The organism is Chitinibacter tainanensis DSM 15459, assembly GCF_000429785.1.
In the GTDB taxonomy this organism is placed as follows: domain Bacteria; phylum Pseudomonadota; class Gammaproteobacteria; order Burkholderiales; family Chitinibacteraceae; genus Chitinibacter; species Chitinibacter tainanensis.
The window spans coordinates 24,107-47,880 of sequence record NZ_AUCN01000019.1 but is presented as its reverse complement, the minus strand read 5'-3'; the positions used below and the strand labels follow the sequence as shown (position 1 = coordinate 47,880).

Here is a 23,774-nt window from a genome sequence, read left to right as displayed (position 1 = left end):
TCGATTTAAAAAACCTTGCTGACCTTGTTAGGCCGCAACTCAGAAGACGGAAATTCTCATGCAAATTCGTGACATCATGCGCGCTTGTACCGTTATGCCGGTGCTGGTGATTGAAAAAGTCGAGCACGCTGTGCCTTTGGCGCAGGCTCTGGTCGCTGGTGGTATCCGGGTCCTTGAAGTGACTCTGCGTACCGAAGCTGCGCTGGAAGCAGTGAAAGCCATTGCCGACAACGTGCCTGATGCCATCGTGGGTGTGGGTACCGTGGTTCGTCCTGAGCAGTTTGCACAAGCCAAAGCGGCGGGTGCCGTGTTTGCGGTGACACCAGGTCTGACGCCAAAATTGGCGGCTGCGGGTCGTGAAGCGGGTATCCAGATTCTGCCTGGCGTGATGACGCCATCTGAAGCAATTGCGGCGCTGGAAGAAGGTTTTGATGCCATGAAGCTGTTCCCAGCCGAGCAGGCGGGTAGCCTCGGTATGCTGAAAGCTATGGGTGGCCCGCTGCCCCAAATTCTGTTCTGTCCAACTGGCGGCGTGAGTGTTGAGTCTGCGCCGAAATTGTTGGCCTTGCCGAACGTGGGCTGTGTGGGCGGTTCTTGGTTGGCGCCAAAAGATCTGGTGGCCAAAGGTGATTGGGCTGCCATTACTGAATTGGCACGCGAAGCCTCTGGTCTGCGTGGGTAATTTTTGTAGCACGAAAGCGGCATAGTTCGCTTGCAAGACGCACCGTGAATTGCTGCAAATTGTGGCGATTGCGGTGCGATTTGGTTTTTGCACGATAATTTGTCATGGCGCAAAGGCAGTCTCCTGCAATATGGTGCATGCTTAACCGTCCCGATTTATTCGATCCTTTTCTGGAGAAGATTCATGACTATTAAAGTAGGTATTAACGGTTTTGGCCGTATTGGTCGCATGGTATTCCGTGCTGCGGTTTACAACTTTGCTGACGACATCGAAATCGTTGGTATCAACGACCTGCTGGAGCCAGATTACCTCGCCTATATGCTGAAACACGATTCTGTGCATGGCAAATTCAAAGGTGACGTAGCGATCGAAAACGGCAATCTGGTGGTAAACGGTAAAACCATTCGTCTGACCGCTGTGAAAGACCCTGCTGAATTGAAATGGGGCGAGATCGGTGCGGATGTGGTGGTTGAATCGACTGGCCTATTCCTGACTAAAGAGACTTGTGAAAAACACATCGCCGCAGGTGCGAAGAAAGTCATCATGTCAGCACCATCGAAAGATGACACGCCAATGTTTGTGTATGGCGTAAACAGCGACACTTACGCTGGCCAGCAAATTATTTCTAATGCCTCTTGTACGACCAACTGCTTGGCGCCAATCGCGAAAGTGATTAACGATAACTTCGGTATCAAGCGCGGCCTGATGACGACTGTGCACGCAGCCACTGCAACCCAAAAAACCGTTGACGGCCCATCGAACAAAGATTGGCGCGGTGGTCGCGGTATTCTGGAAAACATCATCCCATCTTCAACTGGTGCGGCCAAAGCCGTTGGTGTTGTGATTCCTGAAGTTAAAGGCAAGCTGACTGGTATGGCATTCCGTGTGCCAACTTCGGATGTATCAGTGGTCGATCTGACGGTTGAGCTGAATAAAGAAGCGTCTTACGAAGAAATTTGCGCAGCAATGAAAGCGGCTTCTGAAGGCGCGATGAAGGGCGTGCTGGGTTATACCACCGAGAAAGTGGTGTCGACCGACTTCCGTGGCGAAGCTTGCACTTCAACGTTTGATGCCGATGCGGGTATCGCATTGGATAAAACCTTTGTGAAGCTGGTGGCGTGGTATGACAACGAATGGGGCTATTCAAGCAAAGTGCTCGAAATGGTTCGCGTGATGGCTAAGTAAACGCTAGCCAACCCATAAACAAAACGCCAGCGGCGCGAGCCCTGGCGTTTTGTTTTGTCTGCTGAGTGGGAATATTTACTTGTGGCCTTTGCAATGTTTTGCATGAGTGGTGCTAAGGATGGACATGTTGGATGGATGGCCGGTTCGAGCGTATTGCAATGTAATCCTTTGCATAAGCTTGATTCGCTAAATTATTGTTTTTATTGTTTAGTTTTGACTGGTGTTTTGGTGAGGTTTCGGGATTAAGGGATTGGTTTGGGTGTGTTGCGCTAAGGCTACATCTAGGGCCAGAAACCGCAATTGCTTTTGCTTCACTCGGCGTTCTTCCGTAATCTTGAGTCTGTAAAGCAGTGGCCCGTTGCAAAAACAAAGAGGCCCGCTGTTACGGTGGTTTAAAAAATCAACTCTCTTTTGGAGATAATTTAATGTTCAAGCGCGCTCTTATCGCTGCTGCTGTAGCAGCTGCAGTTTCTGCTCCAGCTTTTGCGGATGTAACAGTTTCTGGTGAAGTTGATGCATACATCGACTATCGTTCACAAGATGGCAAGTCGGCTACTACTTTTGAAAATGAAACAACTATTTTCTTTAGTGGTGAACATAAACTGGATAGTGGTCTGCAGGCTATCTGGTTGTACGGCCTGACTAACTCTGATGAAAAAGGCGCTGAGGGTGTTGCTCTGCGTACTCACCAGTCCTGGGTTGGTTTGAAAGGTGACTTTGGTCAAGTACGTTTTGGTAAAATGCTGACCCCAGCTTTCCAAATGATGGATTGGTACATGACGCACTCTGGTGCTGTGTACGGTGAAAATCACTTTGGCTTTGGTGGCTCAGGTGTTGTTAATACTAATGATGCACACCAAGGTCACGTTTGGGGTGGTACTAGCGAAGGCGAAGACGGTCGTCGTACGCCAAACCAAATTCGCTACGACGGTTCGTTTGGCCCGGTAGCCCTGAATGCTGGTGTTATTCTGAATGAAGTAGGTATGGCTAATGACAAAGCTGGTAGCATGGGCTTTAGTGCTGCGGCTATTGTAGATTTCTCGCCAGTTAAGCTTTATGGCGCATTTGAATCTAACAAAGATCGTATCTTCTCTAATGGTAACGAAGGCGGCTACGAGTTCTACTCAGTTGGTGCAAGTGCTGATGTAGCCGGCATTAATCTGCTCGCTTCTTACCGCAGCAATGATTACAACTTGGACAAATTGGCTGGCGTAAGTGTTAACAAGAAAGCTTCTCAAGATGCTTGGTTGGTAACTGCCTCTAAAAGCTTCGGTAACCTGGGTGTGAGCGCTTTCTATTCTCATTTTGATGAGATCGATGGCGACAAGACTGTAGCAAATGCTTGGACCTATGGTCAGAAAGGTTCTTACCAAGAGTACGGTGGTCGCGTTACTTATGCTCTGGGTAAAAATGTTACCTGGCGCAATCGTGTAATTGTACGTGATGATGAAGGTGCTAAGAACGACGTGCGCTTCCGCACAAACCTGTTGGTTGGTTTCTAATCTGATACTTTCAGCTTAGATTGCCTATACAAAAAGCGGCTTCGGCCGCTTTTTTGTTTTTTCTGGCAAAACAAGATGTTATTGCAAAATGTAATACAAATGTCATTGAAATGACCTCGAATATTAACAATGAATTTATAGAATGCGCTCATTGTGAAATTTCACAGTAGCTAACTTTTATAAAGCCGGAGTTAATAGAAATGATGAAATTGATTGCTGCTGCAGTTGCTGCCGCGTTTGTTGCCCCAGCCGCTTTTGCTGATGTTGATCTGGGCCCAGTAAAGATCTACGGCAGCTTGCGTACAGCAGTGGAAATTGCTAGCGTATCGCCGCTCGCCGGAACCACCGTCACTGATGCTAATGATGATCAAACCCGTTTGGCTGATCAAGGCTCACGCTTTGGTGTTAAGGGCGAATGGAAACTGAACGACAACCTGAAGGCTATCGGTCAAGTTGAATCGCGCATCTATGTGGGTGATAGTGGTGAGAAAAAATCAGCCACTGCAACATTCGGTACTCGCAATACCTTCATCGGTTTGGAAAGCACTGCTGCGGGTAAATTTCTAGCTGGCCGTTACGATAACGCCTACAAAAACCTGAAAAAAGCGGCTTACGGCGTATTTGATGACAACCTGAACGATACAACTGATTTGACTGGTAAAGACTCAATCATTGGTCGTATGGGCGGTCGCGAGGGTGATATCGTTCATTATGAAACTCCGAAATTTGCTGGCTTTTCAGGTCAATTGAGCTACAACTTCGGCAAGGTAGGTGAGGTAAATGCTCCGCAACTGTCGCTGATGGCAGCTTACTCAAGCCAATTTTTTGATCTCGGTGTGGGTTATGCGAAGTTGAGTGATGCTTCATATGATCTGACCGGCGTTAAGCTGTCGAGCAAATCAGATGTTACTGGCAAACAAAGTAACGAATCGGCAGATGCAGTGACTGTTGGCGGCACATTGAAATACGCTGGTGTGAAATTCAGTGCTGTTTGGGAAAAAATGAACACTGAATACGCAATCGGTTCAGCTGCTAAAACTGAGCAAGAGCAAAATACTTACGGCTTTGGCTTGGGCTATGCCATGGGCGACTGGAACTTCCACGCCAATTATGCGATTGCAGATGAAGTTGAACAAAATGGCAAAACCGTTGCTGATTCAGGTGCGAAGCAATTTGGTCTTGGCGCTTCATATAATCTGCACAAACAAGTTCGTGTGATCGCAACTTACACCAAAATCGATAATGACAAGAACGCAAACTCAACCACTGGCTCAGGCTTTAGTTTGAGCAAAGGTTCAGACGCTAGCATCTTCGCAATTGGTCTGCGCGGCGACTTCTAATCGCCTCTGGCGCGCTTGAAACCACCGTCTTTAAACCGCCGTTCTGCAGCTGCAGAGCGGCGGTTTTTTTCTGTGGGTCGCCGCTGCGTATAGCGGCGGCGCGCGTGGTAAAATCAAACTATTGACCAATAAATACAATTTTCTGGAGCACAAGATGTCGGGCAATAGTATGGGTTTGCTGTTTACGGTCACCTCGTTTGGTGAGAGCCACGGGCCCGGCATCGGTTGTATTGTGGATGGCTGCCCTCCGGGAATGGATTTGAGCGTGGAAGATATCCAGCTGGAGCTGGATCGCCGCAAACCCGGTACCAGCCGTCATGTCACCCAGCGCAAAGAGCCCGATACGGTCGAGATTCTCTCCGGTGTGTTCGAGGGCAAAACCACCGGCACGCCGATTGCGCTGCTGATTCGCAATCAAGATCAGCGCAGCCAAGATTACGGCAAAATCGTCGAAACTTTCCGCCCTGGCCACGCCGATTACACCTATTGGCATAAATACGGCATTCGCGATTATCGCGGTGGTGGTCGTTCTTCGGCGCGCGAAACCGCAGTGCGGGTGGCGGCAGGGGCGATTGCCAAAAAATGGTTGAAAGAGAAATTTGGCGTGGTGATTCGCGGTTATATGAGCCAGCTGGGCGAGATCAAAATCCCGTTCCAAAGCTGGGAGCACGTGAGCGACAACGCCTTCTTTGCCCCGAATGCCGAGATCGTGCCGCAACTGGAAGCCTATATGGATCAAATCCGCGCCGAGCGTGATTCGGTGGGGGCGCAAATTTCGGTGGTGGCCGAAAACGTGCCAGTGGGTTGGGGCGAGCCGGTGTACGATCGGCTTGATGCCGACATCGCCTATGCGATGATGAATATCAATGCCGTCAAAGGCGTCGAGATTGGTGCCGGTTTCGACAGCATCGCGCAACGTGGCTCGGTGCATTGCGATGAGCTGACGCCCAATGGCTTTGCGACTAATCATGCTGGCGGTATTTTGGGGGGTATCTCTTCCGGGCAGGCTATTACAGTGAATCTGGCGGTTAAACCCACCTCCAGTATTGCCCAAGAGCGCCAATCAATCGACAAAATGGGCAATCCAGTTATGATGGCCACCACCGGCCGTCACGACCCTTGTGTCGGCATTCGCGCGACGCCGATTGCCGAAGCCATGTTGGCCTTGGTCTTGATCGACCACGCGCTGCGCCATCGGGCGCAATGCGGTGATGTGGTCGTGAATACGCCGCGCATCCCCGGGGCGATTGCCTAATGCGCGCCGCCAGTGCACTGCTCGCGCTTGCCTTGCTGGCCGGTTGCGCTAGCCCCAGCTTTGTCGCCACCGTCTCGGTGCGGCATCAGCTACCGGCCAGCGCGCCAGCGGCTGCTTCGGGCGCAGCGGCGGTACAGGCGGCTATGGCTTTGCCCAAGGCCTTTGCCATTGAAGCCAATAGCAAACACAGCCAGAGTCTGGCCTACCAGCAATTCGAGCAGCAACTGGGCGAACAGCTGGCCAAGCAAGGCTATATCTGGCAGAAAGATCCGCTCAAAGCCGATTGGCTGGTGAAATTTGATTACCAGATTGATGACGGTAAAAACCAGTCTTACCAGCAACCGATCTGGGGCACGATTGGTTATTCGGTTAGCTATCAGCGAGTGATTAGCGGCGGTAGCGTGGTGTTAGTGCCGCGCTATTATCCGGAAACCGGCATTGTGGGTAGCCAAACGGTGAATGAAACTGTCTACACCCGCGAGCTATTTGTAGATATTTACGACCGCAAGGCGCTCAAAAACGGCGAATTTGCCAAATTATACGAAGGCCGGGCCCGCAATCGCAGCCAGCAAGATGAGCTGGAATCTGCCGTGCCATGGCTGATGAAAAGCCTGTTTATGCCATTCCCCGGTCCGACGGGTGCCAGCCGCGAAGTGAAAATCCCGCTCGCCAGCCCCAAACCATAAGAGAACATCGTGACGCCCGATCAATACTGTGAAGACAAAGCCGCCAAGAGCGGCTCCAGTTTTTATTACAGCTTCCGTTTTTTGCCACCGCAGCAGCGTCTGGCCATTACCGCTCTGTATGCGTTTTGCCGCGAAGTGGACGATGTGGTGGATGAAACCAGCGATGAAAATGTCGCGCGCACTACGCTCAATTGGTGGCGTAGCGAAGTGGATCAAATGTATGCCGGTGCGCCGCAGCATCCAGTAACTCAGGCTTTGTTGCCGGCAGTCAAAGCCTATGATTTGCCACGCGAAATGCTGCTGGAAATCATTGACGGCATGGAAATGGATCTAAATCAGGCGCGCTACAACAGCTTTAAAGACCTGCACCTGTACTGTTACCGTGTGGCCAGTGTGGTTGGGCAGCTGGCCGCGACGATTTTTGGCTACACCGATCGCAAAACACTGAAATACGCCCATGATCTGGGCATTGCCTTTCAGCTCACCAATATCATCCGTGATGTGGGTGAAGACGCCCGTCGTGGGCGGATTTATCTGCCGGTGGAAGAGTTGCAACGCTTTAATGTGCCGGCGGCAGATATTCTCAATTATCGCGAAACGGCCGAATTTAAAGCTCTGATGAATTTTCAGATTGATCGGGCCGAGCAATATTATCAACAAGCCATGGCGCTACTGCCGGCGGCCGATAAGAAAAGCCAGCGCACCGGGCTGGTGATGGCGGCGATTTACCGCGCCACGCTGGATGAAATCCGCCGCGATGGCCCGCAAAAAGTGCTGAATCAGCGCCTGTCGCTGACGCCGATTCGCAAATTATGGCTGGCGTGGAAAACCTGGTGGTTTGCCTAAGCGTATGCCGCAGCCGTTGAATTCCGGCGCACCCAGCCGTGTGGCGGTGATTGGTGGCGGCTATGCTGGCCTTACCGCTGCGGCCGAGCTGGCCGCGCAGGGCGTAGTGGTAACGGTGTTTGAAGCCGGTAAAGTTTTGGGCGGCCGGGCGCGCCGTGTTGAGCGCGCGCAGCTGTCGGCACACAGCAGCCCGGGCAAACCTGCGCCGCTGGATAATGGCCAACATTTACTGATTGGCGCATATCAGGCTTTACGCGGGCAGTTGCGCCGCTTTGGGGTGGACGAAGGCCAAGTGCTGCGCCGTTTGCCAATGCGCCTGCAAGTGGAGCCCGATTTTGTCCTCGCCTGTGCCCGCTGGCCCGCACCGCTGCATTTGCTGTCGGGCTTGCTCAGCGCCAAAGGGCTGAGCTGGGGTGAACGCTGGGCGCTGCTGTGGCTGATTCAGCGCGCTAAATGGCAGCGCTGGCGTTTGCCGGTGGATCAAACCGTGAGCGAATGGCTGGCGCAAAATCGTCAGCCTGCGCAATTGATCAGCCGTTTCTGGACACCGCTGACGCTAGCGGCGCTCAACACCCCGCTGGAAATCGCCAGTGCGCAGGTGCTGTTGAATGTCTTGCGCGATAGTCTGGGTGGCCGCCGTGCAGCATCAGATTTATTACTACCGCTGGTGGATTTTAGCGCGCTGTATGCTGAGCCGGCGGCGGCGTATATCCAGCAGAAGGGTGGGTATGTGCAGCTAGGCCATAGAGTTAAAGTGCTGCGACACGATGCTGCTGGTTGGTATCTGGATGGCGCAGCCGAGCCGTATCAGGCGGTGGTGGTGGCCACCGCGCCGCATCAGGCGGCCAAACTGCTGCAAGATAGTCAGTTGCCCAGCGTACAGACGCAGGCGGCGCAATTGGCTAGCTGGCCGTATCAGCCCATCGTGACCGTGTATTTGCAATACACGCCGGCAGTGCGCTTGGCGCAGCCGATGCTGGGTTTGGCCGATAGTCTGGCGCAATGGGTGTTTGATCGCAGCGATACCCATGGATGCCCCGGCTTAATTGCGGTGGTGATTTCGGCGCAAGGCGTGCACAGCGGCATGGGGCATGAGGAACTTGCGCTGGCGGTGCAAGCTGAATTGCATCAGCAGCTGGGTTTGCCGGATGAGGTGTTTAGCCGGCAGGTGATTACCGAAAAGCGGGCGACGTTTGCCTGTAGCGTGGGCTTGGCCCGGCCGGCCAATCGCACTGCGGCGAGTGGGCTTTACCTCGCCGGCGACTACACCGCCGGGTTGGCGGGGCCGGGGCGTGGTGAATATCCGGCCACGCTGGAAGGCGCCGTGCGCAGCGGCTTGCTGGCCGCGCAGGCGCTCCTGGCCGATCGTGCGGCGGCGGGTGTGGCTAGCTAATACAGATACATCAGTAGGGTATGGCTTTGTAGTCTATTTGATTTAAAGCTTGGCAAGCTATACCTAGATTGAAATTAAGATTGATTGCAGATAGGCAGAACGAATATGGAAAACTGGCAGCACTATCAGGCCCCCGCTGGCGCGATGCAAGATCGGGTGATTATGGTCACCGGCGCGGGGCAGGGCATTGGCGCGATGGCGGCGGTGGAGCTGGCCAAGCTCGGCGCAACGGTGATCTTGGTGGGGCGCAACGAGAAAAAACTCAGCCGCACTTACGATGCAATCGAAAGTGTCGGCGGCCCGCAGCCTGCGGCCATTCCGATGGATCTGGCCAAAGTGGGTGAGGCAGAGCTGGCCCAGCTCGGATTACTGATTCAAAAAGAATTTGGCCGGCTCGATGGCATCTTGCATGCCGCCAATGGCTTTAGCCATCTTTCGCCGTTGAATATCCAAAAGCTGGATGAATGGGTGGACATGTTCCGCGTGAATGTTGCCGCGCCTTTTGCCATGACCCGCGCGCTGATGCCGCTGTTGAGCAAAGCCCCCGATGCGGCGGTCTTGGTGCTAGGCGAAAGCCATGCTTTTGAGGCCAAAGCCTACTGGGGCGGCTTTAGCGTGAGTAAAGCCGGCCAGCAAAACTGGGTGCAAATTGCCGCCTCGGAATGGGATAAACAGCCGCAGCTGCGGATTAATCTTCTGGTGCCCGGCCCGATTCAGTCGCCGTTCCGCTTGGCGACCCATCCGGCCGAGCCCAAAGAGAGCCTGCCGGAAACCAGCGCGATCATGCCGGCGATTATGTATTGGCTGGGCGAAGCCAGCCGTGGTCAGAGCGGGCAAACACTGCATTTTGCCGCCTCGCAGGCTGATCAGTAAAAAGCTGCAAAAAAATTGCGCGAGTGATGAACTTTCTGCCGACACCCGACTCAGAGCTAAGGCAAGTTTGTGATTGATCTCCAAACTTTGCCCCACTGCCAGCTTTGGCGGTGGTGCATGCAAGTGTGTAGTTTGTTTCATCTCTCCCTGTAGTCATTCGCCCTGCCACGTGGTGGCAGGGCTTTTTTTTGCCTAGCGGCCGAAGAAAGTGGCGCTTTCGCTGATGTGCACCGCCGGATCATCCGCGGCGGTCAGCTGAAACAGCACCGGGTGTGCGCCCGGGCCGGGTGGCGTGGCCGTCTTTACGCGCACCACAAATTCGCGGCTCTCGGTGCCGGCGAGTTCCAAAGTTTGGGCCTGATCAATTTCGGCCTGCAGCCCTGGCAGGCCGGTAACGCGCAGCTGATAGCGGCGGCTTTGTTCGGCGGTGTTTTGTAATTGCAGCCGGTACAGGTTTTCAGTGCTGCCATCGGCTAATTCGCGCGCCAGCGTATTGCGCTCGCGCACCAGATTCGCCTTCAGCGGCTGACGCGTACTGAGCGTATAAGCGCTCAAACCCAGCACCAGCAGCAGCGCCACACTAAAGAGCGCCACATGTGGGCGCCGCAGCTGTTGCCAGCCGCTCAGTCGCTGCGGCTGCTGCGCCAGTTCATTGGCGGTGGTATAGCGAATCAAACCACGCGGATACCCCACCTGATCCATCACCTGATCGCAAGCATCAATACAGGCGGTACAGGCAATGCACTCGTATTGCAGCCCTTCGCGAATATCGATTCCGGTCGGGCACACCTGCACACACAAGGTACACGATACACATTCGCCCAAGCCCAGTAGCTTGGGGTCTTGACCAATCGCGCGCGGGCCACGCGGCTCGCCCCGGGCGGCGTCGTAACTGATGATCAGGGTGTTGTCATCAAACATCGCGCTCTGAAAGCGCGAATACGGGCACATATGCTGGCACACTTGCTCGCGCAGCCAGCCGGCATTGCCATAGGTGGCTAGGGCGTACAGGCCAATCCAGAAACTATCCCACGGCCCCAGGCTGAAGCTAGCCAGCCCCGGCAACAGCTCGCTTAGCGGGGTGAAATAGGCCACGAAAGTAATCCCCGTCCAGAGCGAGAGCGCCAGCCAGAGGCTATGTTTCAGGCCTTTGCGCGCGAGTTTGGCAAGGCCCCACGGCGCCCGATCCAGCTTGATTCGTGCTGAGCGATCCCCTTCGCTTAGGTGTTCAAGCCACAAAAACAGCTGCGTATAGACCGTTTGCGGGCAGGCGTAGCCACACCATAAGCGCCCGCCAATCGCGGTCCAGACAAATAACCCAAAGGCCGACACCAGCAACAGCGCCATCAGATAAACAAAATCTTGCGGCAACAGCACCAGGCCAAATACATAAAACTTGCTGTGCGCCAGATCGAACAGCATGGCGGGGCGCTCATTGATCTGCAGCCACGGCACACCATAAAAAAACAGCTGGGTGAGCAGCACACAGGCAATGCGCCAGCGGTTAAACCGCCCATGCACCCAGCGTGGGTAGATTTTATTGCGCGGTTGAAAATGAATGGTCTGGACAGATGAAGTCGACATTGGGCGTATCCTGCCAGCGCAGGGCTGGCTGCAAGCAAATAGCCGCAGTATGCAAGCGCGCAAAAAACCAGAACAGAATCAGAAACTGCGGCAAAATGCGTATCAGATGTGCAGTTGGCTGCACTGCACCTGCCGTGGAAAATGCTGATGAAACGTTACGAAGCCCTGGCCGAGCTGTTGGCCGCCGATATTCGCAATGGCACCTTGCCGCCCGGCACGCGCTTGCCCTCGGTGCGCAAGCTACGCGCCCAGCATCAGGTGAGCCCGGCGACGATTTTTGCCGCCTATCACCGGCTGGAAGATCGCGGGCTGGTGCGCGCGCATGAGCGCTCGGGCTATTTTGTGCGCGGCCAAGCCAGCGCCCCGCTGGCCGAGCCACAAACGCACGCCACTACCTTGCCGCCGGCCGAAGTGGATATCAGTCAGCTGGTATTTTCGATTCTGGGGGCGGCGCAAGACCGGGCCGTGGTGCCGCTGGGCTCGGCCTTTCCATCGCCACGGCATTTTCCTTTGCCGCGGCTGGCCAAATCGCTGGCCAGTAGCGCTCGCTTTATCGATCCTTGGGAAACCGTGGCCAGCCTGCCGCCGGGGCATTTACCCCTGCGTCAGCAAATCGCCTTGCGCTATTTGGGTTTGGGCATTGCCCAGCCCGCCGATCAGATCATCATTACCAATGGGGCGCTCGAGGCGCTTAATCTGGCGCTGGCCGCACTCACCCAGCCGGGCGATCTGGTGGCGATTGAGTCGCCAGGCTTTTATGCCGCGCTGCAAGCGATTGAGCGGCTGAAGCTGAAAGCAATTGAAATTCCGGTGTGCCCAAAAGAAGGGTTGGATCTGGACGTACTGGCCGAGCTGTTGGCCGCGCACCCGATCAAGGCTTGCTGGTTGATGACCTCGTTTCAAAACCCGATGGGGGTGAGCCTGAGCGACGAGAAAAAGCAGCGCTTAGTGCAGATGCTCAGCGCGCGGCAGATCCCGCTGATTGAAGACGATGTGTATGGCGAGCTGTATTTTGGTCAGCGCCAGCCCTTGCCTGCCAAGGCGTTTGATCGCGCTGGCTGGGTGCTGCATTGTGGCTCTTTTTCCAAATGCCTCGCCCCCGGTTACCGCATTGGCTGGATTGCGCCCGGCCGGTTCGCTCGCCAAGTGGAGCAGCTCAAGCTGATGACCACGCTCTCGGCCAGCGTGCCTGCCCAGGCGGCGCTGGCCGATTATCTGCAAACTGGGGCCTATGACAAACATCTGCGCAAACTGCGGCATGTACTGGAAGGGCAGCTGGCGCTGATGAATGACGCGATTCGCCGGTATTTCCCGCCGGCCGTGCGTGTCTCCCGCCCGCAAGGCGGCTATTTTGTCTGGCTAGAATTCCCCGCCGGCTTTGATACGCTACAACTGCATCGCCAGGCCGCCGCCCACGGCATCAGCATTGCCCCTGGGCCTATTTTCTCTGCCAGCCGCCAGTTTCAGCACTGCATGCGGCTCAATTTTGGTGGGCAGTGGGGCGCCGAGTTTGAGCAGGCGATGCAAACCTTGGGGCGCTTGATAAGAGAGCAAGCCACGAGCTTTTCTTGTTAGCTTCTCTCCAGAGGCGGATAGTTACTGGCTATTTTCAGCGCTACTGATAGCTTGCTGTGCTTTGGTTTTAATTGCTTTGGCGGCCGTAATAATCATGGCGCCAAAGCTAATTGCACCTGCTGCCGCATTGAGTGCCACTGGTGTTACATGGCTTATGCTCGCCGCCGCAATGATCGCTAGACCTGCCACAATAACCCCCCCGATGGCGAACAAAACTCGATGACTGAATAAATGCCGATGCCCCGAGCTTGGCTGGAGAAGCTTAAAGGCTACGACAAGAAAAAAAGCCGCAAAAGTACCGGGCAGTAGGGCCCAAATAGCATGGTGTTCGCTGCCTCCTTCCGATTTAAAAGCCGCTAGCAATATCAGCACGGTTAGCCAGAGTAAGGGTAAGCCAAGCAGCGAGCACACTGTGGCGGTAATCAAGCGCACCCAAAGTTCTTGTTTGGCGTTTTTATCCATCAGCAAGGCCCTTATTTATTAAGCTCAATATCATGGTTGCCTGCGCCAAAAAAAGGTTGACCATGGCTTCGGCAGATTAGTGTGATCGAGGATTTTCCGTCTAGATAGTCGCGGATTAGTGTGTGCTTTTCGCCGCGATACTGCTTCAAGCAATTTGCACAAGAGCTTCAAATCTCTTCGCCGCGGCTGAATTGCGAACGCCTTATCATGGCTTGATTCAATTTTCCTTGGCAGCACACCATGTTTACCCATTCCAGTTTGTTTATTAGTCATGGCGCACCGTCGACGGTGATCGATGATATTCCGGCGCGGCATTTTCTGGCCGGGCTGGGCGCGCGCTTGCCGCGGCCGCGGGCGATTGTGCTGATTTCGGCGCACAATATCGCGCGGCAAACGGTGGTGGGCACCGCGCCGCAGTGGCAGGAATGGCATGACTTTAGCGGCTTTGCGCCCGAGTTGTATCAGCTGCAATACCGGCCGCAAGGCGCGCCGGCACTGGCCATGCAGATTGCGCAGGGTTTGGCGGCGGCGGGTGTGCCGGTGGCAGTGAGCGATGATCCGGCGCTGGATCACGGCGCGTGGGTGCCGCTCAAATTAATCTACCCGCTGGCTGATGTGCCGGTGGTGACGGTCTCGCTGGCATTTCCGCTCGATAATTTGCACCATTGGCAGTTGGGCGAGCAGCTGGCGGCGGTGCTACCTCCGGATGTGTTGCTCGTTACATCCGGCAGCATTACACATAATTTGCGCGATGCCTTTGCCCGGATGTCGCCAACTGCTACGGCGGGCTCGGCAGAGTATACCCTAGAGCAGTATACGGCTGAGTTTATTGCGGATACTTATGCTGCGCTCAATACCCAGGGTAAAGATGGCTGGCTGCAATGGGAGCAACAGCTGCGCTACGCACGGCGGGCCCATCCGAGCATCGAGCACTTTCTGCCTTTGCTGATCGCGCGCGCAGCAGCCGGTACGCAGCAGGCCGCGCCGCAGGTGCAGCCTTTGCATCAGAGTATGGTACTGGGGGTGCTGGGCATGGATGTGATCGGGTTTAATTTGCCACCCATGGCGCAATAATGCGTTTTTGGCTGGGCTGGCTGCTACAATCGGGTGCTGATTTTTGTCTGATAGTTAGAGCCTGTTGATGACGCTTGAGGAAGCCTTTGCCGACGACGGCCCGTTTGCCGCCGCCTTTCCCGGCTATAAATTGCGCCAGCCCCAGCTGGAGATGGCGCAGGCGGTGGCCAATGCCATTGAGAGCCAAGGCCAGCTGATTGCCGAGGCCGGCACCGGCACCGGCAAAACCTTTGCCTATCTGGTGCCTGCGCTCCTGTCGGGCGGCAAAACCATTGTCTCTACCGGCACCAAAACGCTACAAGATCAGCTATTTAATCGCGATATTCCCAGCGTGCGCGATGTGTTGAAAGTACCGGTGACGGTGGCGCTGTTGAAGGGGCGTTCTAACTACGTTTGCCACTATCATCTGGAGCGCGCCGAGCATGAAGGTCGCTTTATGCGCCGCGAAGATGTGGTGGATTTGCAAAAAGTAAAACGCTACGCCAAAGCCACGCAATCAGGCGATAAAGCCAGCTGCCCGGGCGTGCCGGAAGACGCGCCGATCTGGGCGCATGTCACCAGCACCCGCGATAATTGTCTGGGCCAGGATTGCCCCAGCCACAAAGATTGCTTTGTGCTTAAAGCCCGCCGCGAGGCGCAAGAAGCCGATGTGGTGGTGGTGAATCACCATCTGTTTTTTGCCGATGTCTGGCTGCGCGACGAAGGGGCGGGCGAGTTGTTGCCCGCTTGTAATACTGTGATTTTCGACGAGGCCCATCAGCTGCCCGAAGTCGCCAGCCTGTTTTTTGGCGATACACTCACCAGCGGCCAGATTGTTGAGCTGGCCCGCGATGCCCGCGCCGAGGCGCTGGTAGTGGCCAAAGATTTTATCCATTTGCCAAATGCCGCCGAAGCGCTGGAAAAAAGCGTGAAAGATCTGCGGCTCACCTTTAAAGATCAGCTGCGTTTGCCGCAACATGAGCTCGCCGCAGCCAATAAAGAGTTTTACCCGCAGCTTTTGGCGCTGCAAGCGGCGCTCAATACCCTGACCGATCTGTTGGCCAAGCAGGCTGAGCGTGCCGAAGGGCTGGAAAAATGCTATCAGCGCGCGAGCGAAATGGCCCGCTTGCTGACCGAATGGCAAGCCGAAGATTCAACCGAAACCGTACACTGGATCGATGTCACCCCGCATGGCTTTATGCTGCATGTTACGCCGCTGAACATCGCCGATTTATTCCAAAAGCAGGTTAATTTTCATCCCCGCGCCTGGGTGTTTGCTTCGGCCACGCTGGCGGTGAACAATCAATTTACGCATTTTCAGCATGAGCTGGGGCTATGGAAAGCCGAAACGGCCACGTGGGATAGCCCATTTGATTACAAGCAGCAGGCGGTACTGTATGTGCCGCAAGACATGCCGCCCCCGAATACGCCGAGCTATACCCCTGCCGTAATCGACAAAGCCTGGCCTTTGCTACAGCTCACGCAAGGGCATGCATTTTTGCTGTTTACCAGCTTGAAAGCCATGCGCGAAGCGCACGAGCTGGTGCTGGAAAAACTCAAAGCCGCCAATCTGGATTGGCCGGTGTTTTTGCAAGGCAGTACCTCGCGTACCGAGCTGCTGGAGCAGTTTCGCCGTTCGCCCAATGCGATTTTGGTGGCGAGCCAAACCTTCTGGGAAGGGATTGACGTGCGCGGCGAGCAGTTATCCTTGGTGGTGATCGATAAACTGCCGTTCTCGCCGCCGGATGATCCGGTGCTGTCGGCGCGGATGGAGCAAATTACCAAGGCCGGCCGTAGCCCGTTTATGGATTATCAATTGCCTAATGCCACCATTACCCTTAAGCAGGGCGCGGGGCGGCTGATTCGCGATGAAAGCGATACCGGTATTTTGATGATTGCCGATACGCGTCTGGTTGAAAAACACTACGGCAAGTTGATCTGGAAAAGCCTGCCGCCGATGTTTCGCTCACGCGAGTTGGCCAATGTGCAAAAATTCTACGCGCTCAAACAAGCGCAAAAAACCGCCGGCCCTGCGGCCGAGCCTAACTAACTCATCGCTGCTGGAGAACCACCGTGGCCCGATCTGCTAAAGCCACTCCGTCACCCCGTGCGCCCAAAGGGGCCAAACCGACTGGCCGGCCGTCCTTCTGGGGCCGTGTGGCCGGCTTTGCGCTCTTGGGCTTCTTGGTCTGTGGCGTGCTCTTGGGCGGCTGGCTGTATAGCTGGGCCACCGAGCCGCAGCCCAAGCCGGCAGGGGGCTATGTGCAGCTGGAAGCGGGCACGGTGCAGCAATTGGCGCAGCAATTACAAGCACAAGGGGCGCTGGATTCGCCCACGCTATTTGTCTGGCTGGCGCGCGCCAGCGGCAAAGATACGCAATTAAAAGCCGGCCGCTATCGCATCATGGCGGATATATCGCCGTGGCTGTTGCTGCGCAAGCTGAGCAAGGGCGATACCGATGAGCTAATGGTGACGCTGGTGGAAGGCTGGAACTGGCGGGAAGTAAAGAAAACCCTGCTGGCCAATCCTCATCTGAAGCACGAGATCGCCCAGCTGAGCGATGCCGAGATTCTGGCTCGCCTCGGGATTGTGGCCGATTCGCCCGAAGGGTTGTTTTTCCCTGATACCTACCAGATCGAGGCCGGTAGCTCGGATTTAAAACTGCTGGCACGCGCGCATCAGCGCCTGCAAAGCAAGCTAGAAGCGGCCTGGGCTGCGCGCAAGCCCGATTTGCCGCTGAAAAATGCCTATGAAGCTTTGATCTTGGCCTCGCTGGTGGAAAAAGAAACCGGCCGCGCGGCCGATCGGCCGCTGATTGCCGGGGTGTTTATCAATCGGCTGAAGCTGGGCATGCGCCTGCAAACCGATCCGGCAGTGATTTATGGCGTGGGGGAGGGCTTTGCCGGGGACATTACCAAGGCGCATTTACGCACCGATACCCCGTATAACACCTACACCCGCAATGGCCTCACCCCCACACCGATTGCCATGGTGGGCGAGGCTGCTCTGCTGGCCGCCACCCAGCCTGCAGATACCTCCGCCCTGTATTTCGTGGCACGCGGCGATGGATCTAGCCAATTTTCAAATACCCTCGATGAGCATAATGCGGCGGTGAATAAATACCTGCGCTAAGCTCGCCAGCGCTGTTTGCGCTGCGTCTGATCTAGATCAAGCGGGTCACCAAACGGTCACCTGCCTGTCGCCAATTTGTAAGTGTCTCTCGCCTAAGCTGTGCGCACCTTTGGGAGAGCCTTATGAAACAACTATTCATGGTGAGCGCCATTGCGCTCGGTTTGTCCGCATGTGGCGGTTCCTCCGTCACCAATCCCGCCCCTGCGCCAACCGCCACGCCGGTTGCGCAGGCCAGCACACCGAAAAATGTGATCTTCTTCCTCGGCGACGGGATGGGGATGACTACCCTGACTGCGGCGCGGATCTACGCTGTGGGCGAAGACGGTGAGCTCACCATCGATACCCTGCCCGAAACCGCTTTCGTTAAAACTTTCTCTAATGATGCGCAAGTCACCGATTCGGCGCCGTCAATGGCGGCCTATATGACCGGCGTGAAGATGAATAACGAAGTGATTTCGATGTCGCAAGACACGCTGGCCAAAGATCCGAATAAAGACCTGACCAGCAACTGCGGCACTAGCAATGGCAAGCCTGTGACGACTTTGCTGGAAATCGCCAAAGCCGCGGGCCTGGCGACGGGCGTGGTCACCACCACCCGCATCACCCATGCCACCCCAGCGGCCACTTATGCCCACGTTTGCCACCGCGATGCGGAAAACGACATTGCCGCCCAATTGGTGCCTGGCGACGACAAGAGCGGTTTTAATCGGCAATTACTCGATGGCGTGGATGTGGTGTTTGGGGGCGGTAGCCAATTCTTCAAGCCTACCGCCGCGGGTGGCAAACGCGCCGATGGCCGCGATCTGATCGCCGAAATGAAGGCGAATTCTTATAGCTTTGCCAGTAACAAAGCTGAGTTCGATCAGCTGGACCCCAAAACAGCCAAGAAAATGTTTGGTCTGTTTAGCTCAAGCCATATGAGCTACGACCTGGATCGCGATCCGGCCAAAGAGCCAAGCCTGGCCGACATGACGGTGAAAGCCATTCAGGGTCTGCAAAAGAATAGCAAAGGCATGTTCCTGATGGTGGAAGGTGGCCGCATTGACCATGCGCTGCACGAAACTACAGCTAAGAAAGCGCTGCAAGACACCGTGGCCTTTGATAACGCGATTAAAGCCGCAATTGCCGAAGTGAAGAAAACCGATCCGGAACTCAAAAACACCCTGATCGTCGTTACCGCCGACCATGATCACACGCTGGTGCTGAATGGCTATGCCGCACGGACCGGTAAATCTGCCGCGGGCAACCCTGGGGTGCTGGGGTTGGTGCGTAATTACAGCGATGGCAGCATCGCCAAAGACGACGATGGGATGCCGTACACCATTATCGGGTTTGGTACCGGTGAAAACCGCGTGAATGACAGCCGCAGCAAATTTGCCGCGCTGACCGATGAGGCGGTGTTTGCCAATAGCTATCACCAGGAAGCAGTGATTCAAACCGCGGTAGGGGCAGAGACGCATGGTGGTAATAACGTCTTTCTGGGCGCGATCGGTAAAAACGCCGATTCATTTGCCGGCGTGATCGACAACACCAAAGTCTTCTCGCTGATTCGCAGCGCCATGGGCCTGTAAGTGATGCAGCGCAACCGAACTTATTCTGGAATGATGATGAAAAAGACCTTACTTGCAGCCTTGTTTGTTTCTGCCTTTGCGCAACCGTCGCTGGCTGCCGGCGAAGCGAAAAACGTGATTTTCTTCCTGGGTGATGGCATGGGCCCGGCCACCGTCACCGCGGCGCGCATCTACAAATACAAAGAAGAAGGCGAGCTGAATATGGAAAAGCTCGATGGTAAAACCCGCACGGCCCGGGTGAAAACCTTCTCGAATGATGCGCAAACCACCGATTCGGCGCCGTCGATGTCTGCCTATATGACTGGCGTGAAGATGAATAATGAAGTCATCTCAATGAGCCCGGATACCAAGCCAACCAAGCCCAATGGCAAGGATTCGGCCTGCGCGGCCAATAATGGCAAACCGGTGGACACCATTCTGGAGCTGGCCAAAGCCAAGGGCAAAGCCGTGGGCGCCGTTACGACGACGACGGTTACCCATGCCACCCCCGCGGCCACTTATGCGCACATTTGCCACCGTGATGCTGAAAACGCAATTGCCGCGCAGGCCGCGGTGGGTGGGCTGGGATACAACAGTAAGTTGGGCGATGGGCTGGATGTCTTGATGGGTGGCGGCTGGCAATTCTTCCGCCCAACCGGTGCCTCAGGTGTACGCACGGATGGCCGTGATCTGATTGCCGAGTTGCAAGCCAAAGGCTACACCTACGCCGCCAGCGGCAGCCAACTGGCGGCGGTAGACGGCAAAAACACCAGCAAATTGCTGGGGCTGTTTAATAAAAGCCATCTCTCATACGAGCTAGACCGGGTGAAAGGCAAGCTGGATGAGCCAAGCCTGAAAGACATGACCTTGAAAGCGATTGAGGTCTTGGCCAAGAAACCCGAAGGCTTTTTCCTGATGGTGGAAGGCGGCCGGATTGACCATGCCCTGCACGGCACCAATGCCAAAAAAGTGCTGGATGACACGATTGCCTTTGATGATGCGATCAAAGCGGCGCTGGATGAAATGCAAAAACGCGATCCGGGCCTGAAAAACACCCTGATCGTGGTCACCGCCGACCATGATCACACCATGACCATCAATGGTTATGGCAAGCGGGGCAGCAATATCCTTGGCACGGTGAAAGACTACAAAACCGGCGCTGAATCCAAAGACGTGAACGGCAACAACTACACCACCTTGGTGTTTGGTAACGGGCCAAATCGCAAACCAGTACGCAGCAATTTGCTGGAAGGCGATGCAGATAAAAGCCAGGTGTTGCACGATGATTATCAGCAGGAAACCGGGGTGCGCCTGGGCAGCGAAACCCACGGTGGTGGCGATGTGATGCTGTTTGCCACCGGGGCGGGTGTGGCCTCCAAAACCTTTAAAGGCACCATCGACAACACCAAGGTCTTTAGCTTGCTGAAGTCGGCTTACGGTTTCTAAGCGCCTGCTTGTGGAGTGAACCAGGCCCTGCCGCGTTGCGGCAGGGTGAGTTTAATGATTGAGTTTATGTCTATTATTCGTGCAATTTTCGGGTTGGCACTGCTGCCCGCCCTCGCCAGCGCCGCCAGCCAGCCGCAGCAACTCTCCGCGATCATGACCTTTGAAAGTAAAGTGCTCAGTAGCGAAGGGGTAGAAAAACAAACCCGCTTTCAAGAGCGCTTCATCCGGGATGGGCGTAATGTCTGGACGGTGCGGCTCCTGCCGGCCGGCACCCCACCGCATGTGCATCAGGCGGGGGATCATCAGCACAAACACGACACCAATTTTGTGTTGGCGGCCAAATGGATTGCGCTCGATGCACAGCAAAAAGCGCAGCTAAAGTTTGTGCGTCAGGAAACCAAAACCATCATCACCCCACGGACCGAAGAGTTTGCCGGGCTGGGTTTTGATGGCTCATGGGAGCATGCGGCTTATTTGCTCGATCGCTCGGCTTTGCAGCAGATGCGGGTGCTGAGTAAACCTGCGCCAGCTGGCTGCCAATGGTATGAGCGCAGCGGCGATAAACTGTACACCCGCGTGCTGTGGGATCAGGCTTGGCAGCTGCCACGGCAGATTGAAACGGGCAGCCTGGATGGCTTGTCGTTCAACCGGATTAGCATCGAGCGGCGGCCGATGCCGGCCACGATGCCCTGGCGTACCCTGGCTGGGTATCGGGCCGTAGCCTATGAGGATCTTCTGGATTGAGGCTATACCTATTTATTTCATCAAGCTGACGCGGATTGGTTTCTCATAAAACTGTCATCTGATTGGTATTTTCCTGTCATATTTGCTGATTACAGTGTCGCTTTTTCTGACCACCCTTCAGGGTAAGAGCGATGTCCAAGTCTAATCATTTCAATGACGAAAATTCCAACACCTCTGCCAACCCGACGTTTGATTCGGTACTCGAACAGCGCTTGCTGAATCGTCGCAGCTTCTTGGGTATGGGCGCCTCTGCGGCCGCCGTGCTGGGCGGGATGAGCCTAGGCCTGACTGGCTGTTCGTCGGGCGGCGATGTAGTGCCAGGTGCGACACCTGCCCCAACTGCAACGCCTGTGCCTACCGCTGCGCCGAACCAGATTGTTACCCGTCTGGGTTTCAGCGCTGTGCCAAAAACAGTGGCTGATGTGGTAACACTGCCACCGGGCTATAAGTATCAAGTGATCTATGCGCTAGGCGACCCGTTGACTGCGGATACTCCTGCTTTCAAAAATGACGGTACAGATACTGATTTTGATAAGCGCGCGGGTGATCACCACGACGGTATGGAATGGTTTGGTCTGGATGCCGCTGGCAAACCATCCGCCTCTGCCGCTGATCGCGGCCTGTTGGCGATGAACCATGAAGCCACCACGGATGAAGTTTCTTCTTTCTTTATCCATGCCAATGGCGGCACCAAAACCCTGCCACGTCCAGCGGCAGAAGTCGATAAAGAAGTCGATATCCATGGCTTGTCGGTCGTTGAAATCAAAGCCACCAACCGTAAATGGGCCACCGTCCAAGGTTCTAGCTTTAACCGCCGCGTTACACCACTGACCGAAGTTGAAATCGCCGGTCCAGCTCGTGGCCACGCGCTGTTGAAAACCAAGTTCTCGCCAACCGGCACCAAAACCCGCGGTACGATCAATAACTGCGGTTGCGGTAAATCGCCATGGGGCACTTATCTGTCTGGCGAAGAAAACTGGGCAGGTTATTTCTATCGCGTCAGCGCGGATGACACCAATCGTGGTGACAAGAGCGTTGTTGCACTGAAACGGTACGGCCGTAACGCCGGTTCGACTTCACGTCACGGTTGGGAAACCGCTGGTGCAGACGACAAGTATGCGCGCTGGAATATCAGCAAAACCGGTACTTCGGCTGACGGCTCTGATGACTATCGCAACGAGATGAATGGCCAAGGCTATATCATCGAGATGGATGCATACGATAAATCCAAAGCACTGAAAAAACGCACCGCCTTGGGTCGCTTTGCGCATGAGAGTGCTGCCTTTGGCCTGCCTGTGGTCGGCAAGCCACTGACTGTGTATCTGGGTGATGATTCGCGCAATGAATACATGTACAAGTTTGTATCCAAAGCCGTGTGGTCGGCTGCGGATGCCAACCCAAGCGATCGCATTGCCATTGGCGACAAATACCTCGATGAAGGTACGCTGTATGTGGCCAAGTTCAATGCGGATGGCAGCGGTGACTGGATCGAGCTGTCGCTGAACAACCCGCTGATCAAAAACTACGCTGGCTACACCTTTGCCGACCAAGCGGACATCTGCATCAATGCCCGTCTGGCTGGTGATGCGGTTGGCGCGACGAAGATGGACCGTCCAGAGTGGGGTGGTGTGCACCCAGTCACCGGTGATTACTATCAAACCCTGACTAACAACAGCAACCGCGATATCAACGCGGCCGCGAGCCCGAAACTGGTGCCAGACAGCGCCAACCCACGTGCTTATGCTGATGCCGATGGCATTAAGAGCAAAGGTAACCCGAACGGCCATATCCTGCGCACCAAAGAAGGCGCAACCGTGACCAGCTTTAAGTGGGATGTGTATCTGTTCGCCGCTGAAGCCGATATGGATAAAGGCACGGTTAACCTGTCGAATCTGACCGATGACCAAGATATGTCGTCGCCGGACGGCCTGGCCTTTAGCCAGAGCACCGGCATTTGCTGGATTCAAACCGATGACGGCTCGTACACCGATGTGACCAACTGCATGATGCTGGCCGCGATTCCAGGTAAACAGGGCGATGGCGCGAGCAAAACGCTGAGCTACACCAAAACCGATGGCAGCAAGCTGGATGTGGTAACCCAAGTTGGCGCAGCACCTACTGCCGATACGCTGAAACGCTTCTTGGTGGGCCCGAAAGATTGTGAAATCACCGGCCTGTGCGAAACCCCGGATGGCAAGGCGCTGTTTATTAATATTCAGCACCCAGGTGAAGGCACCAAAATGGCTGACGTGGCAGACCCAACTAAATACACCAGCCAATGGCCAAGCAATGCCGGCTACGGCGCGGGTAAACGTCCGCGTTCTGCTACCATCGTGATCACCAAAGATGACGGTGGCCGTATCGGTACCTAATGCATTACATGCAGCAATAAAAAACCCGCCGGAAGGCGGGTTTTTTATTGGGTATATGTCGGAGGGTATTTTGAACTAATGCTTCTGGCGCTAT

At 55.2% G+C, this 23,774-nt stretch carries 19 protein-coding genes; 17 read left to right on the top strand and 2 right to left on the bottom strand.

The window, feature by feature from the left end; all coding sequences use genetic code 11:
• Positions 1 to 58: 58 nt before the first annotated feature.
• The 9 genes from G482_RS0107700 to G482_RS0107660 all read left to right on the top strand — a co-directional run bounded on the left by G482_RS0107700 (position 59) and on the right by G482_RS0107660 (position 9,762).
• Entirely contained in the window at positions 59 to 682 is a 624-nt protein-coding gene (locus tag G482_RS0107700) for a bifunctional 4-hydroxy-2-oxoglutarate aldolase/2-dehydro-3-deoxy-phosphogluconate aldolase (RefSeq protein ID WP_028449558.1), read from the top strand.
• Between the two features lie 183 nt (positions 683 to 865).
• A complete protein-coding gene (gene gap / locus G482_RS0107695; RefSeq protein WP_028449557.1) occupies positions 866 to 1,867 on the top strand; it encodes a type I glyceraldehyde-3-phosphate dehydrogenase in 1,002 nt (333 codons plus the stop codon).
• Positions 1,868 to 2,292: 425 nt separating this feature from the next.
• Positions 2,293 to 3,369: a porin gene (locus tag G482_RS0107690; protein ID WP_028449556.1), complete on the top strand. Its 1,077-nt coding sequence runs from the start codon at positions 2,293 to 2,295 to the stop codon at positions 3,367 to 3,369.
• 200 nt (positions 3,370 to 3,569) lie between these two features.
• Positions 3,570 to 4,709: a porin gene (locus G482_RS0107685; protein WP_028449555.1), complete on the top strand. Its 1,140-nt coding sequence runs from the start codon at positions 3,570 to 3,572 to the stop codon at positions 4,707 to 4,709.
• A gap of 154 nt (positions 4,710 to 4,863) precedes the next feature.
• Positions 4,864 to 5,964, top strand: coding sequence for a chorismate synthase (gene aroC / locus G482_RS0107680; RefSeq protein ID WP_028449554.1), 1,101 nt, complete (start codon positions 4,864 to 4,866; stop codon positions 5,962 to 5,964).
• Positions 5,964 to 6,650 (top strand): DUF4136 domain-containing protein, encoded by a 687-nt coding sequence (locus tag G482_RS0107675; protein WP_028449553.1) that lies wholly within the window; start codon positions 5,964 to 5,966, stop codon positions 6,648 to 6,650. The genes aroC and G482_RS0107675 overlap by 1 nt, the downstream gene beginning before the upstream one ends.
• A gap of 9 nt (positions 6,651 to 6,659) precedes the next feature.
• On the top strand, positions 6,660 to 7,496 hold the full coding sequence (gene hpnD, locus G482_RS0107670) for a presqualene diphosphate synthase HpnD (RefSeq protein WP_028449552.1): 837 nt from the start codon (positions 6,660 to 6,662) through the stop codon (positions 7,494 to 7,496).
• 4 nt (positions 7,497 to 7,500) lie between these two features.
• Positions 7,501 to 8,889 carry a hydroxysqualene dehydroxylase HpnE gene (hpnE, locus tag G482_RS0107665; protein ID WP_034619261.1) on the top strand — a complete coding sequence of 463 codons (1,389 nt, stop codon included), beginning with the start codon at positions 7,501 to 7,503 and terminating at the stop codon, positions 8,887 to 8,889.
• Between the two features lie 105 nt (positions 8,890 to 8,994).
• Positions 8,995 to 9,762, top strand: coding sequence for an SDR family NAD(P)-dependent oxidoreductase (locus G482_RS0107660; RefSeq protein ID WP_028449550.1), 768 nt, complete (start codon positions 8,995 to 8,997; stop codon positions 9,760 to 9,762).
• Between the two features lie 192 nt (positions 9,763 to 9,954).
• Here G482_RS0107660 and ccoG read toward each other — a convergent pair whose 3' ends face one another.
• A complete protein-coding gene (gene ccoG / locus G482_RS0107655) occupies positions 9,955 to 11,346 on the bottom strand; it encodes a cytochrome c oxidase accessory protein CcoG (protein ID WP_028449549.1) in 1,392 nt (463 codons plus the stop codon).
• A 147-nt stretch (positions 11,347 to 11,493) separates the two neighbouring features.
• Between ccoG and G482_RS0107650 the strand changes: the two genes are divergently transcribed.
• On the top strand, positions 11,494 to 12,921 hold the full coding sequence (locus tag G482_RS0107650) for an aminotransferase-like domain-containing protein (RefSeq protein WP_028449548.1): 1,428 nt from the start codon (positions 11,494 to 11,496) through the stop codon (positions 12,919 to 12,921).
• Between the two features lie 21 nt (positions 12,922 to 12,942).
• Here G482_RS0107650 and G482_RS0107645 read toward each other — a convergent pair whose 3' ends face one another.
• On the bottom strand, positions 12,943 to 13,383 hold the full coding sequence (locus G482_RS0107645) for a hypothetical protein (RefSeq protein WP_028449547.1): 441 nt from the start codon (positions 13,381 to 13,383) through the stop codon (positions 12,943 to 12,945).
• A gap of 240 nt (positions 13,384 to 13,623) precedes the next feature.
• Between G482_RS0107645 and G482_RS0107640 the strand changes: the two genes are divergently transcribed.
• From G482_RS0107640 to G482_RS0107610, 7 genes are all read left to right on the top strand, one after another.
• Positions 13,624 to 14,457 carry a DODA-type extradiol aromatic ring-opening family dioxygenase gene (locus G482_RS0107640; RefSeq protein ID WP_028449546.1) on the top strand — a complete coding sequence of 278 codons (834 nt, stop codon included), beginning with the start codon at positions 13,624 to 13,626 and terminating at the stop codon, positions 14,455 to 14,457.
• Positions 14,458 to 14,524: 67 nt separating this feature from the next.
• Complete coding sequence (gene yoaA, locus G482_RS0107635; RefSeq protein ID WP_028449545.1) at positions 14,525 to 16,486, top strand: DNA repair helicase YoaA; 1,962 nt, start codon at positions 14,525 to 14,527, stop codon at positions 16,484 to 16,486.
• Between the two features lie 23 nt (positions 16,487 to 16,509).
• On the top strand, positions 16,510 to 17,568 hold the full coding sequence (gene mltG / locus G482_RS0107630) for an endolytic transglycosylase MltG (protein WP_245575267.1): 1,059 nt from the start codon (positions 16,510 to 16,512) through the stop codon (positions 17,566 to 17,568).
• 122 nt (positions 17,569 to 17,690) lie between these two features.
• Positions 17,691 to 19,139 (top strand): alkaline phosphatase, encoded by a 1,449-nt coding sequence (locus G482_RS0107625; RefSeq protein WP_028449543.1) that lies wholly within the window; start codon positions 17,691 to 17,693, stop codon positions 19,137 to 19,139.
• A gap of 36 nt (positions 19,140 to 19,175) precedes the next feature.
• Positions 19,176 to 20,564, top strand: coding sequence for an alkaline phosphatase (locus tag G482_RS0107620; protein WP_211227590.1), 1,389 nt, complete (start codon positions 19,176 to 19,178; stop codon positions 20,562 to 20,564).
• 66 nt (positions 20,565 to 20,630) lie between these two features.
• Positions 20,631 to 21,308, top strand: coding sequence for a hypothetical protein (locus G482_RS0107615; protein ID WP_028449541.1), 678 nt, complete (start codon positions 20,631 to 20,633; stop codon positions 21,306 to 21,308).
• Between the two features lie 131 nt (positions 21,309 to 21,439).
• On the top strand, positions 21,440 to 23,680 hold the full coding sequence (locus tag G482_RS0107610; protein WP_028449540.1) for a PhoX family protein: 2,241 nt from the start codon (positions 21,440 to 21,442) through the stop codon (positions 23,678 to 23,680).
• Positions 23,681 to 23,774: the final 94 nt, after the last annotated feature.